Below are 15529 nucleotides of genomic sequence, written 5' to 3' on the forward strand. Positions count from 1 at the left end.
GTTGTCGGGATCAAGTGAGGTACGCGGGTTCAGTCGCCGAAGGGGCCGGACGCGACAAACGCACCACCCTGGTAGACCCTAGCCGGGTCATCAGCGGCTGGCATCGGTTGGGCTTCGACTTTTTCGCGGAACACTTCGGAACTGTCCTGAGGTTCATAACCCAGGCAGGTGGCGAAACGGTTGTCCCACCAGACGTTCTTGTTGTCAGACACGCCATATACCACGGTGTGCCCGACATTAGGGGCGTACAGCGCGCATTCGAGCAATTGAGTCAGGTCGCCGAAGCTCAACCAAGTGCTCATCATGCGGCGGTTCAGTGGCTCCGCGAACGAGGAGCCGATGCGCACGCTGACGGTCTCGATGCCATAGCGATCAAAGTAGAAACTGGCCATGTCTTCGCCGTAGGACTTGGACAAGCCGTAGTAGCTGTCCGGGCGGCGAGGGGAGTGGGCGTCGATGACTTCATCCTGTTTATAGAAGCCGATCACGTGGTTGGAACTGGCAAAAATCACCCGCTTCACACCATGGCGGCGAGCGGCTTCATAGATGTGGAACACGCCGCAGATGTTGGCGCCGAGGATCTCTTCGAACGAGTGCTCCGTCGACACGCCGCCGAAGTGCAGAATTGCGTCCACGCCTTCAACCAGCTGATGGACCGCTTGTTTGTCTGCCAAGTCGCAGGGCACGACTTCTTCACGGTCATCGATGGCCGGGGCGATGTCGGCGATGTCCGACAGGCGAATCACATTGGCGTAGGGCCGCAGGCTTTCACGCAGGACTTTGCCGAGGCCACCGGCGGCACCGGTCAGCAGCAGACGATTAAAAGGGGCGCGGGCTGTAGGAGTGGTTGTCATGGAGGTCCCTGCATAAGCAGTAATTGTTATTTAGTTCGTTATAGGTTGTCGTACGACTAGGCCGAAGTATTGTTAGGGTCTCGGGTCGTTGTCAACGCGTCATCGGTTGAAATTGACGGAGGGTCATCCCTGCATCCGCTGACACTGCAAAGCACTTTGTGGGAGCGAGCTTGCTCGCGATGGCTTTATGTCAAATACATTGATGTTGGATGTAACGCCGCCATCGCGAGCAAGCTCGCTCCCACAGGGCTCGTGTTGATCCCCCGCCCCTCGGCTTACAGCAACGAGATCGGGTAGTTGATGATAATGCGGTTTTCGTCGAATTCATTGGTGCTGAAGTCCTTGCGAATGCTCGCATTACGCCATTTGACGTTGAGATTCTTCAGCGCGCCGCTCTGCACCGTGTAAGCCAGTTCTGACTCGCGACCCCATTCCTTGCCGTCGGTGATGGTGCCTGTGTGCACGTTATCGCCGCTGATGTAACGGTTCATCATCGTCAGGCCGGGAATCCCGAGCGCCACAAAGTTGTAGTCGTGGCGCAGCTGCCAGGATTTTTCCTTGGCGTTGTCGTAGCTGGAGTTGTAGCTGTCGTTGGCCAGGGTGCCGCCGCTGGTGCCGTTGACCCGCATCCAGACATTGTCGCCAGTGAGTTTTTGCAGGCCGACATAGAAGGTGTTGCCGCCGTATTTTGCCGAGAGCATGGCGAACGCGGTTTTGTTGTCGAGGTCGCCGGCGAGGGCGCTGCCGTCTTCCTTGCCGATGAAGTAGCCAAGGTTGGCACCGAGGGTCCAGTCGCCGATGGGCTGGCTGTGGCTCAGGTTGAAATACTGCTGCTGATAAATGTCGCTGAGTTGCGCGTACCAGACGCCGACCTGGGTGCGCTTATCGTTGAACGCATATTCACCGCCGCCAAAGTTGAAACGGTCGGAGGTGAAGGCGGTTTTGCCGTTCATGAACATGTCTTCCATGCTCGCATCGTTACGCGGGCTGTTGGCGCGGAACTGGCCGCCGTAGAGCGTCAGGCCGCTGATTTCGGAAGACGTTACCTGACCGCCACGGAAGGTTTGCGGCAGGGAGCGGCCGTCGTCGGAACGAAGGATCGGCAGCACCGGCATCCATTCACCGACCTTCAATTCGGTTTTCGAAATTTTGCCTTTCAGCGCCACACCCAGGCGCCCGAAATTGTCGGCTGGTCGGCCGTCGTCATGAATCGGCAGCAATGAGGTGCCGCCCGTGCCTTTGCCTCCGTCGAGTTTTTCCGAGTACAGGCCCAGCACATCCATGCCGAAACCGACGGGGCCCTGGGTGAATCCGGATTTGGCATCAAGGATGAAGCTTTGCGTCCACTCTTCAGCCTTGCCCTGCGGGTAGGCCGGGTTCGTGAAGTTGCGGTTGATGTAGAAGTTGCGCAAGTTCAGCGTGGCTTTGGCGTCATCAACGAAACCTTCGGCATGACTGGCCATGGGCAGTGCAAGGGCCAGGCTACTGCAACCGATCAGGCTCAGGGCATGGCGGAGTGCGAAGGTTGGGCGAGGGGTGCAGACGGAGGAATTGCGGACGAGCTTGCTCACAGTGACGCTCCCGTGTTTCTTGTTGTTTTTATTTTTTGTTATACGTCGTCGTACAACATCGGAACGAATTATTTGCAAGTGTAACGGGGAATGTCAATCAGAAGTTGTACGATGACTTGGTGCGATCAGGAGTATGTCGATTATTCGTAGGCGCGCGGCGCCCCGCACAATCTTGATCAACAGAATCAGCGCAAACCCGGACAGCAACGGTGTCGGCCAGAACTGCCCGGTGAGTATCCGCACGTTGATCAACCCGGTCATCACCAACCTCGCCACCCATACGTAACCAACGTCGTTGAAGCAACGGTGCGGCCAGCGGCGAACAACGAGCCGAGCAGGGCGACGGTGGTCAGGGTTTTGTTGAGCCGCATCGTGGAATACCTCTGAGGCGGGTTCGAAAAGGCGGTCAGATTAACTGCGAGCAGCTGGGTGTACGAAGTTTCGTTTTCCCTTGTCGCCCCGAGGTAGAGCGGATGCTAGTCTTGAGCAACGCTGTTGTCAGGGAGCCCTCATGGGCAATCACAAGATCGAGATTCGTCGCAGTAACGTCGAGAAAATTCTGTTGGGGGCCGAAAAGGTTTTCGCCGAAAAGGGTTTCGGCGGCACCGCCATGGCCGACATCGCCGCCGAAGTGCAACTGCCGCGCTCCAACCTGCATTACTACTTCAGCACCAAGAGTGAGCTGTACAGTGCGGTGCTGTTGGGGTTACTGGAAGTGTGGAAACAGGACGCGCTGTGCTTCGAGATGTTCGACGACCCGCGCGTGGTGCTCAGCAGCTACATCCGCGCCAAGATGAACCACTCCCGCAGCCGGCCTTATGGCTCCAAAGTCTGGGCCAACGAAATCATCCATGGTGCGCCGACTCTGGGTGAGAAACTGGACGTCAGCCTGTACGACTGGGCCAAGATGAAAGAAGCGAAAATTCGCCAGTGGGTGGATGACAAACGCATCCTGCCGGTGGAACCTTCGAGCCTGCTGTACATGATCTGGGCGTCGACCCAGCACTACGCCGACTTTGATCATCAGGTGAATATTCTGAATGACCATCAACCGTTGTCGGACATGCAGTTCGAGCGGGCGGTGCAGACGGTGACGAGTGTGATCTTGCGGGGGATCGGGTTGGAGCCGTGAATCAAAAGATCGCAGCCTCGTTTCACTCGACAGCTCCTACAAGGGATTGCATAACCCTGTAGGAGCTGTCGAGTGAAACGAGGCTGCGATCCCTTGAACTTCAACGATCAAACAGCGACGTGGTAGGGATTGCGCGGATCATGATTCCAATCCAGAAATGGCTTGCCCGTATCCATCGGCACCATCTCAATACAATCCTGTACCGGACACGTGATCTGACACAGATTGCACCCCACGCACTCATCATCAATCACTTCATATTTATGCGTCCCGTCTGCCTGCTTCAGGCTCGCAATCGCCTGGTGCGAAGTGTCTTCGCAAGCAATGTGGCAACGACCGCAACCAATGCAGGCCTCCTGGTCAATCTTGGCAATCACTTGATAGTTGATGTCCAGGTACTTCCAGTCCGTGGTGTTGCCCACCGCCCGCCCGGAAAACTCTGACACGCTGGCGTAGCCCTGACTGTCCATCCAGCGCGATAAACCGTCCTTCATCTCCTCGACAATCCGGAAGCCATGCAGCATTGCCGCCGTGCACACCTGCACCGAGCCGCTGCCCAACGCGATGAATTCCGCGGCGTCGCGCCAGCTGCCAATGCCGCCAATGCCGGAGATCGGCAGGCCTTGCGTCAGCGGGTCGCGGGCGATTTCGGCGACCATGTTCAGCGCAATCGGCTTCACCGCTGAACCGCAATAACCACCGTGGGTGCTTTGGCTGCCCACGGCGGGATTGGCGACCATGCGCTCCAGGTTGACGCTGGTGATGGAGTTGATCGTGTTGATCAGCGACACCGCATCCGCTCCGCCGCGATGGGCCGCTCGGGCCGCGACGCGGATGTCGGTGATGTTCGGCGTGAGCTTGACGATCACCGGCAGCGAGCAATACGTCTTGCACCAACGGGTAACCTGCTCGACATATTCCGGTACCTGGCCGACTGCCGCGCCCATACCGCGCTCCGGCATCCCGTGCGGGCAACCGAAGTTCAGTTCGATGCCGTCGGCGCCTGTGGCTTCCACCAGCGGCAAGATGAACTTCCAGGATTCTTCGACGCAGGGCACCATCAGCGACACGATCAGCGCACGGTCCGGCCAGTCCTTTTTGACCTGGGTGATTTCCCGCAGGTTGATCTCCAGCGAGCGGTCGGTGATCAGCTCGATGTTGTTGAAGCCCACCACTTCGCGGTTGGCACCGAAGTGCGCCGAGTAACGCGACGATACGTTGACCGCCGCCGGGTCTTCCCCCAGGGTTTTCCAGACCACGCCACCCCAACCGGCCTCGAAGGCGCGAACCACGTTGTAGGCCTTGTCGGTGGGTGGCGCGGAGGCCAGCCAGAACGGATTGGGGGCTTTGATGCCGGCGAAGACAATCGAGAGATCGGCCATTTACGCAGCCTCCACGTTGAGCATGAGTTGGGCGTTGATGGCCTCGGCGGCTCGTTTGCCGTGCTGCACCGCCTGCACGGTGAGGTCCTGATCGAGACTGGTGCAGTCGCCGCCGGCATACACGCCGGGGATGCTGGTGCGCAGGTTTTCGTCCACTTGAATCCGATCGCCCTGACGCTTGAGTTCACGGGCCAGCGGATCGGTGAGGGCGCTGGCGTCGAAGGCCTGGCCGATGGCTTTGAAGATCGCATCAGCGGCCAGTTCGAACGTTTCGCCGGTGGTTTGCAGGCGACCTTCGGCTAACCAGGTCCGAGCGAAGCGCATGCCGCGTACTTGGCCTTGAGCATCGAGCAGGACTTCTTCGGGTTGTGCCCAAGTCAGCAAACGCACTTGATTGGCTTTGGCGATGTCCTGCTCGTGGCCGGTGGCGCCCATTTCCTCGACACCGCGGCGGTACACCAGGTTGACGTCGCGTGCCCCGAGGCGAGCCATTTGCACCGCCATGTCGATGGCGGTGTTGCCGGCGCCCAAAACGATGCAACGGTCAGCGAGGGGGAGTTGGGTCAGGTCATCGGCCTGACGCAGTTCGCGGATGTAATCGGTGGCGGCCAGCAGGCCGGGTGCATCTTCGTGAGGCAGGCCCAGCTGTTTGCTGGCGGCCAGACCCAGCCCAAGGAACACCGCATCGAATTGCTGATGCAGCTCGCTTAAGGTCAGGTTCTCTCCAAGTTTTTGCCCGTGGCGGATTTCGATGCCGCCGATGTCTAGCAGAAAATCGAGTTCCTTCTGCGCGTAGTCGTCCACCAGTTTGTACTTGGCGATCCCGTATTCGTTGAGGCCTCCAGCCTTTTCCCGTGCCTCGAAAATCACCACGTCATGACCGTGCATGGCACTGCGGTGAGCGCAGGACAAACCGGCCGGACCGGCGCCAACCACGGCGATGCGCTTGCCGGTTGATACAGCACGCGTGAAGGGGTGTTCGCTGAAGTGTGCGTTATCGACGGCGTAACGCTGCAACAGGCCGATCAGCACCGGTGCGCATTCATGGTCGTTGTTGCGTACGCAGGCTTGCTGGCAAAGCACTTCCGTCGGGCACACCCGGGCGCAACTGCCGCCGAGGATGTTTGCCGAGAGAATTTTCTGAGCGGCGCCCTGAACGTTTTCCTGGTGGATATTGCGGATAAACGACGGAATGTCGATCTCGCTCGGACAGGCATTCACGCACGGCGCGTCGTAGCAGTACAGGCAACGCGAGGCTTCCAGATGGGCCTGGCGGTCGTTGAGCGGTGGCGCCAGATCGGTGAAATGGCTGGCGAGGGCGGCCGCATTCTCGTGCGGATGCGGGAGGTGGTTCAGTGTCTTGATCACGGTGTTGGCCTCACGGTTATTTGAGGTGCTGCCTCTGATGGGCAGATCATTGGTACGGATCAGCGTTTCACAGCTGTCGGCTTATTTAGCTCAGCCCGTTTGCTCAGCAAATCAAACACCGCCGGATACGCCGGCCGCTCGACATACCGCCCGGCACCACGCTCGGCGCGCAAATCACCATCGGCCCATACCACCCGGCCCTGGCTGACGGTGTGGCTTGGTACACCGCGCACGGTCTTGCCTTCAAAGATGTTGAAGTCGACTTGCTGATGGTGAGTCTTCGCCGAAATCGTCCGCGTACCTTCCGGATCCCACAGCACCAGATCCGCGTCCGCACCGACGCGAATCGCGCCTTTGCGCGGGTAGAGGTTGAAGATTTTCGCGGTGTTGGTGGAGGTAAGCGCCACGAAGTGCTGCATCGACAAACGCCCGGTGTTCACCCCTTCATCCCAGAGCACCGCCATGCGGTCTTCGATACCGGCCGTGCCATTGGGGATCTTGCTGAAATCGTCACGGCCAGCCGCTTTTTGCTCGGCGCAGAAGCAGCAATGGTCGGTGGCGGTGGTGTGCAGGTTGCCCGATTGCAGACCGTGCCAAAGCGCCTCCTGATGGCCGCGCGGACGGAAGGGCGGGCTCATCACGTAACCGGCGGCGGTTTGCCAGTCCGGGTGTTGGTAGACGCTGTCGTCCAACAGCAAATGCCCGGCCAGGACTTCGCCGTAGACTTGTTGGCCCTTGCTGCGGGCGTAGGTGATTTCGTCGAGGGCTTCCTTGGTCGAGACATGCACCAGATACAGCGGCGTGCCCAGGGTTTCGGCGATGCGGATCGCCCGACTGGCCGCTTCACCTTCTACCTGCGAAGGGCGCGACAACGGATGCGCTTCCGGCCCGGTCATGCCCTGGGCCATCAACTTGCGTTGCAGGTGATAGACCAGCTCGCCGTTCTCCGCATGCACGGTCGGCACCGCGCCCAATTCCAGGCAGCGCTCGAAACTCGCCACCAGGGTGTCGTCGGCGGCCATGATCGCGTTCTTGTAGGCCATGAAGTGCTTGAAGCTGTTGACCCCGTGCTGGCTGACCAGCTCGGCCATTTCCTCGCGGACCTGTTCGCTCCACCAGGTGATCGCGACGTGGAAACCGTAATCCGACGCCGATTTCTCGGCCCAGCCGCGCCACTGATGAAAGGCTTCCATCAAGGATTGCTGCGGGTTGGGAATCACAAAGTCGATGATCGACGTGGTGCCACCGGCAAGTCCCGCCGCAGTACCGCTGAAGAAGTCTTCACTGGCCACCGTGCCCATGAAGGGCAGTTGCATGTGCGTATGCGGATCGATGCCGCCGGGCATCAGGTATTGGCCGCTGCCGTCGAGCATTTCGGCATCCGCCGGAACATCAAGATTTTCGCCGATGGCTTTGATCACGCCGTCGGCGCAATAGACGTCGGCGCGATAACTTTCATCATGGGTAATAACGGTGGCGCCACGGATCAACAGAGACATTCCGAGTTCCTCGCAGGCAATGACCGACTTGTGCCGGTTCTAAATGTTTTATATGAAGCCGGCGCAAACAGGTGTATTCCTGTCAACGCTGTCAGGAATAGAAACTAGTCTGAGTTTATGGAATGAGCAAGAATATTTTTTATAAGCTTATTACTATTTTAACGTATTGATAAATAACGATTAAAACTGACAATCACCAAAATGGTGTGGCCTCGAACCATTTTGACGCACTTGACAGGTTCTCAAAATGAACGAGATTTCTTATGTGAAATCAGCTGCTTGAGGATGGTCTATGGTTGATGCGCAAGTTTGAAAAAAAAGACCCATGCACCAGATTGAGTCCTGACGGTTCGGACAACTTGCCTGGCATTCAGCCTGAGTGAACAGGCAAGTCACCGGGGACTTATCGGAGCGATATATAAAAACTGATTAACATCAGTGAGTTGTAATGTTTTTGTGGAACTGCCCGATGCGCAGACGGGGTGCCCGGCACGCTTATTGATGCCGCCAGCCCCTGATGAGCAAAAAATAATTCAAAGAACAGTGGAGCGGCCATGCAACAGATCAGATCGCAAGTGACCGAGCGCGACGGCTTGTTTGAGCTCGAAGCCGGCAGTGACGTCCTCGACAGCCCCCGTTTCAACCACGACATGGCACCGACCAAGGTACACGAACGAACCTGGAACAAATGGCACATCACCGCCTTGTGGATCGGCATGGCGATCTGCGTGCCGACCTACACCCTCGGCGGCGTGCTCACCGCGTATTTCGGACTGAGCGTCGGTGAAGCGCTGCTGGCGATTCTGTTCGCCAACATCATCGTACTGATCCCGCTGACCCTGAACGCTTTCCCCGGCACCAAGTACGGTATTCCGTTTCCGGTGTTGCTGCGTTCGTCTTTCGGCATCCTCGGTTCGAACATTCCGTGCCTGATCCGGGCGCTGGTGGCGTGTGGCTGGTTCGGCATTCAGACGATGTTCGGCGGACTGGCCATTCACCTGTTTCTCGGTTCGGTGTTCGATGGCTGGAAATCCCTCGGCGGTACCGGTGAGGTGATCGGCTTCATGGTGTTCTGGGTCTTGAACCTGTGGGTGGTGATTCGCGGCGCGGACTCGATCAAATGGCTGGAAACCCTTTCGGCGCCGTTGTTGGTGCTGGTGGGCGTGGGCCTGTTGGTATGGGCGATGCCGAACGTGTCGATGACCGAGTTGCTGGCGATCCCGGCCAAACGTCCGGAAGGCGCGAGCGTGGTCAGTTACTTTGCCGCCGGGCTGACCGCCATGGTCGGGTTCTGGGCCACCTTGTCCCTGAACATTCCGGATTTCAGCCGCTATGCGAAAAGCCAAAAGGATCAGATCGTCGGGCAGATTATCGGCTTGCCCCTGACCATGTTTCTGTTCGCCTCCCTCGGTGTGGTGATGACGGCCGCCTCGGTAAAACTGGTGGGCGTCAGCGTCTCCGATCCGGTCACCCTGATCGGTCATATCCAGAGCCCGGTCTGGGTCGCACTGGCCATGGCGCTAATCATCATCGCCACGCTGTCGACCAACACGGCGGCCAACATCGTTTCCCCTACCAATGATTTCCAGAACGTCGCCCCCAAGTACATCAACCGCACCACAGCGGTGATGCTCACCGGCCTGGTTGGCTTGGCGCTGATGGCCCATGAGCTGTTGAAGAAGCTCGGTTTGATCGTCTCGGATTTAAGCCTGGAGACAGTGTATTCCAACTGGCTGCTGGGCTATTCGAGCCTGTTGGGCCCGATCGCCGGGATCATGGTGGTGGACTATTTCCTGATCAAGAAACAGCAACTGGACTTGGCCGGCCTCTATCGCGATGACGTTTACCCGGCGTGGAACTGGTTCGGATTCATCGCGTTCGGTGTGCCGGTGGCGCTGACGCTGTTGTCGCTCGGTAGCGATGCATTCAGCTGGTTCTACAGCTATGGCTGGTTTACCGGATCAGCGCTTGGTGGACTGATTTATTACGGGTTGTGCTCGATGCGGCCGAGCCCGTCTGTTGCGAAAACTGCGGTGTGACGGCCTCAATTTCACCGAAGCATTGCCAGAAGAAACCGATAACAACTGCCTGAGGAGATCAACATGAACGCTGCCGTAGACGTTCTGCAGTCCACCCATCAGCACATCAATCGCGACCGCTTGTGGCAGTCGCTCATGGACCTGGCCAAGCTCGGCGCCACGGTCAAGGGCGGCGTCTGTCGCCTGGCCCTGACCGACCTCGACCGCCAGGCCCGGGACATTTTCGTGAACTGGTGCGAGGAGGCCGGTTGTACCGTCAGCATCGACGGCGTCGGCAACATCTTCGCCCGCCGCCCCGGCCGCAACCCGAACCTGCCACCGGTGATGACCGGCAGCCACATCGACACCCAGCCCACCGGCGGCAAGTTCGACGGCTGCTTCGGCGTACTGGCCGGCGTCGAAGTGCTGCGCACCCTCAATGACCTGGGCGTGGAAACCGAAGCGCCGCTGGAGGTCGTGGTCTGGACCAACGAGGAAGGCTCACGCTTCGCTCCGTGCATGATGGGCTCCGGTGTATTCGCAGAAAAATTCACCCTCGAAGAAACCCTGGTCAAGGTCGATGCCGAGGGCGTCACGGTCGGTGAAGCCTTGAACGCCATTGGCTATGCTGGCGAGCGCAAGGTCAGCGGCCATGCCGTCGGCGCGTATTTCGAGGCGCACATCGAACAAGGCCCGATCCTTGAAGACGAACACAAAACTATCGGCGTGGTGATGGGCGCTCTCGGCCAGAAATGGTTCGACCTGAAACTGCGCGGCGTCGAAGCCCACGCCGGCCCGACGCCGATGCACCTGCGCAAAGATGCTCTGGTCGGCGCTTCGGTGATCGTCGGAGCGGTCAACCGCGCCGCCCTCGGCCATCAACCTCACGCCTGCGGCACCGTCGGATGCCTGCAAGCCTATCCCGGCTCACGCAACGTCATCCCGGGCGAAGTGCGCATGACCCTGGACTTCCGTCATTTGGAACCGGCGCGTCTGGACTCGATGATCGCCGAAGTCCGCGAAGTCATCGAAACCACCTGCGAGGAACACGGCCTGACCTTTGAACTGACACCCACTGCGGATTTCCCGCCGCTGTACTTCGACAAAGGCTGCGTCGAAGCGGTACGCGGCGCCGCCCAAGGCTTGGGCCTGTCGCACATGGACATCGTCAGCGGAGCAGGGCACGACGCAATCTTCCTCGCCGAACTTGGCCCCGCCGGGATGATCTTCGTACCGTGCGAAGGCGGCATCAGCCACAACGAAATCGAAAATGCCGCGCCGGATGACCTGGCGGCCGGGTGTGCGGTGTTGTTGCGGGCGATGCTGGCGGCTTCGGCGGCGATTGCCAGCGGAGAATTGGCGGCCTGAAACGCAAAAAACCGTAGCCTTCGACAATGACTGCACCGCCGAAGGCTACGACCTCTAGGCATTGACCTGGCGAGGCGACTTAACGACGCGCTTGCAACATGCTGAATACCCACATCCCCGCCAGCATCGCGATTGCAAACACCCACGCCTGCCAATGCCCCGTCGGCAACAGCACCAGCGCCGGCCCGGGGCAGATGCCCGCAATGCCCCAACCGACCCCGAACAGCAGGCTGCCACCGATCAGGCGTCGATCCAGTTCACGACTGACCGGCAACTGCATCGGCGCCCCCAGCAACGACGTGGATTGTTTCATGGCCCAGTGAAACGGCCCCCAGGCCACGGCAATCGCCCCGATCATGACCAACGCCAGAGAGGGGTCCCACACACCGGTGATATCGAGAAACCCCAGCACTTTGGCCGGGTTGGCCATGCCGGCCAACAGCAGGCCGATGCCGAACAACAGACCAGCAAGGAAAGCCGTGAGTTTTTTCATGTTCAAAACCCCAGCAGATGACGTAGGACAAACACAGTCACAAAGCCCGCGCACATGAAGCTCAATGTCGCGACGATGGAGCGTGGTGAAAGCCGCGAAATACCGCACACCCCGTGGCCACTGGTGCAACCAGAGCCATAACGGGTGCCGATCCCGACACACAATCCGGCGATGATCAGCCCCACGGTACCGGTCTTGAATTCAATGGTCGGCCACACCTGAAACAGCGCCCACAACAGGGGGGCCGCCAGCAGTCCGAGGAGGAACAAGGCTTTTTCGCCTCGCCCCGAATCACCTGGCGCTAGCAGACTGCCGAGTAATCCGCTAATCCCGGCGACCCGTCCATTGGCCACGACCATCACGCTGGCCGCCAAGCCGATCAACGCACCGCCTGCCAATGCGGACCAAGGTGAAAAGTGCAGCGTATCCAGCATCATGGCAACTCTCCAGGCAGGTAAGGGACAGCATTAAATCACTCTTCGACTTGAGCTTAGGGCAGCCGCCGCGAAAAGGTTCTACGACCAAAAGATCAAAGCTGTTGTCGGCGCGTCACAAACCATAATGCTGAATCGTCATCTCGTTGAATCCCCCAAACAGTGGAGCCACACGATGTCGTCCAACACCCAGCCGATCAACCTGCTGCAATCCATTCCTCACGTCTTCGAAAGCCTGACCCAGGTGCATGTCACCCTCGACCATCACGACCTGCCTGCAAGCCTGAAGCATTTGATCCACCTGCGCGCCTCACAGATCAATCAATGTGGTTTCTGCGTGAAGATGCACACCCGCGAGGCCCGTTAAGCCGATGAAACCAACGAACGGCTGGGCCGCCTGATCGTCTGGCGCCACGTCAGCGATTTCACTCCCGCTGAACGCGCCGCCATTGCCACGCCGGAGCCGGCGCGTCAGGACCCATTGCTCAGCGCTTTCCATAGCGCCATCGTCAGTGGCTCGACCGCTTCCTTGACCGCGATGCTGAGCGAAGACGTCGAACACTGCGCCGACAGCGGCGGCAAGGCCTCGGCGATCCGCGAAACGTTGTCTGGCATTTCCAGCGTGCTGGATTTCATTGGCCAGTCGTTGCACGCCTATTGGCAGACGTGCGAATGGCTGCCCAGCGAAATCAATGGGGCACAAGGCGTGATCATCAAGGCGGACGGCGTCATCAGCGCGTCGATGACCTTTGGTTTTGACGAAGCGGGGCGGGTGAGCCGGATTTTTATCATGCGTAACCCGGAGAAGTTGGCGGGGTTGCGGGGTTTGTTGGATGTGCAGTGACGCAGTGCATCGTTGCCATCACACAAAGCGGTCCCGTTTATTTTGGTCAGTTCTCCTGACAATTCGGACCGCAATCATAAATCTTGTTGCTATTGATCGTTCCTACACGGGGAGCCAATGAAACTCGGGGCAATTTTCCAATTAATGCCATTGACGCTTTATTTCCTGCCACTGATCGACTGACAGCCACTTATCTGCCACCGGAAAGAAAATATTTTCCTCCGAGTCCATATGATCGAAATATTTTTTGATGAAGTCATCGATAGTGTCAGCAATTACTCTCGTTTCCTGAGTTGTGTCCTCCAACATCTTTAACTGTCCAGCAATGCGCCCAAATGCTTGATGATCTCGCTCGATATCCTTCACCCGTTGGTGGATAGGTGCTTCAGTCGCTAGCAAAGCCAGCCGAATAAGTTCTTCATTTTCATGGTGGTGTCGCTCTGCGTCACCATGCATGGCTTCCAGCATCTTGAACAATAGCTTGCAGTCATCAGCACCATCGGATTCATGCTTCATCTTCCTCAGCAACTCTTTGATCTGAGTAATTTTTATAGCCACCTCATGATGATAGGCCTGAAGTTCTTTCAACAAGACGTTCATATCAAATCCTCGTCACGACACCAAACCATCACAGAGAAATATCTTTTAACCAGCAACCTCCAAGGCAACTCATACCTTTAAATTTCCATATTTTTCAATGCTTTGCCAAACGAGCTCACCAGCACTATTCAACTTTTTAGTATAGGCGAGCACAAAGATCTCACCCCGGGAAATTTGCAGCCCTCGCCTCCGGTCGTGGGCACCTGGGCGCTCGACCTGGCTATTTTCGGGCTCGCTACGCAGTGGCAAACGTGCGGCTACGATCATGAGCCTGATCCCGTCAGCGCGCCCCAACGCAAGCAAGTACCCTCGCCACAGGGGATCGCGTTCGCAAGGCCGGGCAGGGTGAGCCATCTGCACTATCCCACCCCCCCGCGGTCGTAATCTTCACAGGGCGGCGCATGAAGGCGTCGCCGTACGCGTGGAGAGCCAATGAGCCAGGACGTCCTGACCACCGAAACCAATCGCCGTCAGTTGCAGCAGATCATCGCCGGCCTGTCCGATGGGGTGATTCTGCTGGAGCTCGACCAGACCCTACTCTGGGCCAATGACGCCGCGTTGGCCATGCACGGCGTCGGACAACTCAGCGAGTTGGGGGCGAATGCCAGGGAGTACGCCAAGCGCTTCGCCTTGCGTTATCGCAATAATCACCCGGTTCAGGCCGACAATTATCCGATCAGCCGCGTCGCCCGAGGCGAGACCTTCAGCGATGTGTTGGTTGAGGTGACACCGGCGGACGACGAAGAACGCACTTGGGTCCACAGTGTGCGCAGCATGGTGTTGGCCGACAGCGCTGGCAAGCCGGAGTCGCTGGTGCTGATCATGAACGATGTCACGGAGTGGGCCAGCGCCGAACAGCGTTTCGAAAAAACCTTCAATGCCAACCCGGCCCCGGCGGTGATCTGTCGCCTAAGCGATTTGCGCTACATCAAAGTCAATCCGGGCTTCCTGGAGATGACTGGCTATCCCCGTGATCAGGTGATCGGCCGTTCGACCTATGAACTGGACGTGCTGGAGGGGGCCGAAAACAGAGACCTGGCCAAGCAGCGTTTGCGCGAAGGGGCGACCATTCCGCAAATGCAGGCTCAGCTGCAGTTACACGAAGGTGGCAACAAACAGGTGGTCGTCGCCGGGCAGCCCCTTGAGCTGAACGACGAAGCCTGCATGCTGTTTTCCTTTGTGGACATCGAGCCTCGACATAAGGCCGAAGTCGCCCTGCGCCAGAGCGAGGAACGTTTCGCCAAGGCCTTTCGACTGACCCCTGTGCCGATACTGGTGTGCAACGCCGGCGATCAGGTGGTGATGGACGTCAATGAAGCTTTCCTCGATACGCTCGCGTATGCCAGTGAAGAAGTGCGCGGCCAATCGGTGACGCAGATCGATTTTATCGATGACACCGGCGCCCGCGCGCGACTGTTTGCGGCACTGGAAAAAACCGGAAGCGTGGATCGTGTCGATGTTCGGGTACGCAAGAAAGGCGCCGGGCTGATTGATTGCGCGGTCTCGGCCGACACCGTGAACATTCAGGACAACCCCTGCTACCTGCTGGTGTTTATGGACATCACCGAGCGTAAACGCACGGAGCTGGAGTTGGTGTCGGCGATCGAAGAGGTCATGAAGGACGCCTCCTGGTTCAGCCGCACGCTCATCGAGAAACTCGCTAACGTGAAAAACGTCAACTCGCCGCAGTTACCTAGCGTGTCGTTCACCGACCTGACTGCCCGCGAACGTGATGTGCTTGGCCTGATTTGCGAAGGCCTGGCCGACAAGGAAATCGCCGCACGGCTCAAACTCGCACCCAACACGGTGCGCAACCATGTGTCGACGGTGTATTCCAAGCTCGATGTTCACAGCCGTAGCGAGGCGATTGTCTGGGCTCGCGAGCGCGGTTTGTTCTCCAGCGAGTGGCGGCCCAAGGCCCAGCGGTAGGTGCAAATGCACTACTGGAGGGGGTGCAAATTCATGT

At 58.5% G+C, this 15529-nt stretch carries 12 protein-coding genes and 3 pseudogenes; 6 read left to right on the plus strand and 9 right to left on the minus strand.

Annotated features, from left to right (window positions below; translation table 11 throughout):
- Positions 1–29 precede the first annotated feature (29 nt).
- From MO767_RS01215 to MO767_RS01225, 3 genes and pseudogenes are all read right to left on the minus strand, one after another.
- Positions 30–854 (minus strand): NAD(P)-dependent oxidoreductase, encoded by an 825-nt coding sequence (locus tag MO767_RS01215; protein WP_282479049.1) that lies wholly within the window; start codon positions 852–854, stop codon positions 30–32.
- Between the two features lie 275 nt (positions 855–1129).
- Complete coding sequence (locus MO767_RS01220; protein ID WP_282479050.1) at positions 1130–2425, minus strand: OprD family porin; 1296 nt, start codon at positions 2423–2425, stop codon at positions 1130–1132.
- Positions 2426–2590: 165 nt separating this feature from the next.
- Positions 2591–2731, minus strand: a pseudogene (locus MO767_RS01225) (copper resistance protein CopD); the annotation flags it as partial.
- 205 nt (positions 2732–2936) lie between these two features.
- On the opposite strand from MO767_RS01225, the gene MO767_RS01230 reads away from it, so the two are divergent.
- A complete protein-coding gene (locus MO767_RS01230; protein ID WP_008149783.1) occupies positions 2937–3557 on the plus strand; it encodes a TetR/AcrR family transcriptional regulator in 621 nt (206 codons plus the stop codon).
- A gap of 107 nt (positions 3558–3664) precedes the next feature.
- Here MO767_RS01230 and preA read toward each other — a convergent pair whose 3' ends face one another.
- From preA to hydA, 3 genes are read right to left on the minus strand one after another with little or no spacing between them, the layout of a single operon-like run.
- Positions 3665–4939 carry an NAD-dependent dihydropyrimidine dehydrogenase subunit PreA gene (gene preA / locus MO767_RS01235; protein ID WP_282479051.1) on the minus strand — a complete coding sequence of 425 codons (1275 nt, stop codon included), beginning with the start codon at positions 4937–4939 and terminating at the stop codon, positions 3665–3667.
- Complete coding sequence (locus MO767_RS01240) at positions 4940–6307, minus strand: NAD(P)-dependent oxidoreductase (RefSeq protein WP_282479052.1); 1368 nt, start codon at positions 6305–6307, stop codon at positions 4940–4942.
- A 59-nt stretch (positions 6308–6366) separates the two neighbouring features.
- Positions 6367–7806, minus strand: coding sequence for a dihydropyrimidinase (hydA, locus tag MO767_RS01245; protein WP_282479053.1), 1440 nt, complete (start codon positions 7804–7806; stop codon positions 6367–6369).
- Between the two features lie 554 nt (positions 7807–8360).
- Here hydA and MO767_RS01250 point away from each other — a divergent pair.
- Together MO767_RS01250 and MO767_RS01255 are read left to right on the plus strand one after the other, a co-directional pair.
- Positions 8361–9845: an NCS1 family nucleobase:cation symporter-1 gene (locus tag MO767_RS01250; protein WP_282479054.1), complete on the plus strand. Its 1485-nt coding sequence runs from the start codon at positions 8361–8363 to the stop codon at positions 9843–9845.
- 63 nt (positions 9846–9908) lie between these two features.
- Positions 9909–11192, plus strand: coding sequence for a Zn-dependent hydrolase (locus MO767_RS01255; RefSeq protein WP_282479055.1), 1284 nt, complete (start codon positions 9909–9911; stop codon positions 11190–11192).
- A 79-nt stretch (positions 11193–11271) separates the two neighbouring features.
- On the opposite strand, the gene MO767_RS01260 is transcribed toward MO767_RS01255, so the two are convergent.
- Together MO767_RS01260 and MO767_RS01265 are read right to left on the minus strand one after the other, a co-directional pair.
- Entirely contained in the window at positions 11272–11685 is a 414-nt protein-coding gene (locus MO767_RS01260; RefSeq protein WP_282479056.1) for a DUF6691 family protein, read from the minus strand.
- A 2-nt stretch (positions 11686–11687) separates the two neighbouring features.
- Positions 11688–12122: a YeeE/YedE family protein gene (locus MO767_RS01265; RefSeq protein ID WP_282479057.1), complete on the minus strand. Its 435-nt coding sequence runs from the start codon at positions 12120–12122 to the stop codon at positions 11688–11690.
- A 172-nt stretch (positions 12123–12294) separates the two neighbouring features.
- Between MO767_RS01265 and MO767_RS01270 the strand changes: the two are divergent.
- Both MO767_RS01270 and MO767_RS01275 read left to right on the plus strand, forming a co-directional pair.
- Positions 12295–12573, plus strand: a pseudogene (locus tag MO767_RS01270) (carboxymuconolactone decarboxylase family protein); the annotation flags it as partial.
- Between the two features lie 3 nt (positions 12574–12576).
- Positions 12577–12963 (plus strand): annotated as a pseudogene (locus tag MO767_RS01275) (RNA polymerase subunit sigma-24); the annotation flags it as partial.
- 141 nt (positions 12964–13104) lie between these two features.
- On the opposite strand, the gene MO767_RS01280 reads toward MO767_RS01275, so the two are convergent.
- Positions 13105–13563 (minus strand): hemerythrin domain-containing protein, encoded by a 459-nt coding sequence (locus tag MO767_RS01280; protein WP_282479059.1) that lies wholly within the window; start codon positions 13561–13563, stop codon positions 13105–13107.
- Positions 13564–13995: 432 nt separating this feature from the next.
- Here MO767_RS01280 and MO767_RS01285 point away from each other — a divergent pair, with 432 nt between their 5' ends.
- Positions 13996–15492, plus strand: coding sequence for a helix-turn-helix transcriptional regulator (locus MO767_RS01285; protein WP_282479060.1), 1497 nt, complete (start codon positions 13996–13998; stop codon positions 15490–15492).
- The last annotated feature ends 37 nt before the right edge of the window (positions 15493–15529 follow it).

This window comes from Pseudomonas sp. UYIF39, from assembly GCF_029963765.1.
GTDB lineage: Bacteria > Pseudomonadota > Gammaproteobacteria > Pseudomonadales > Pseudomonadaceae > Aquipseudomonas.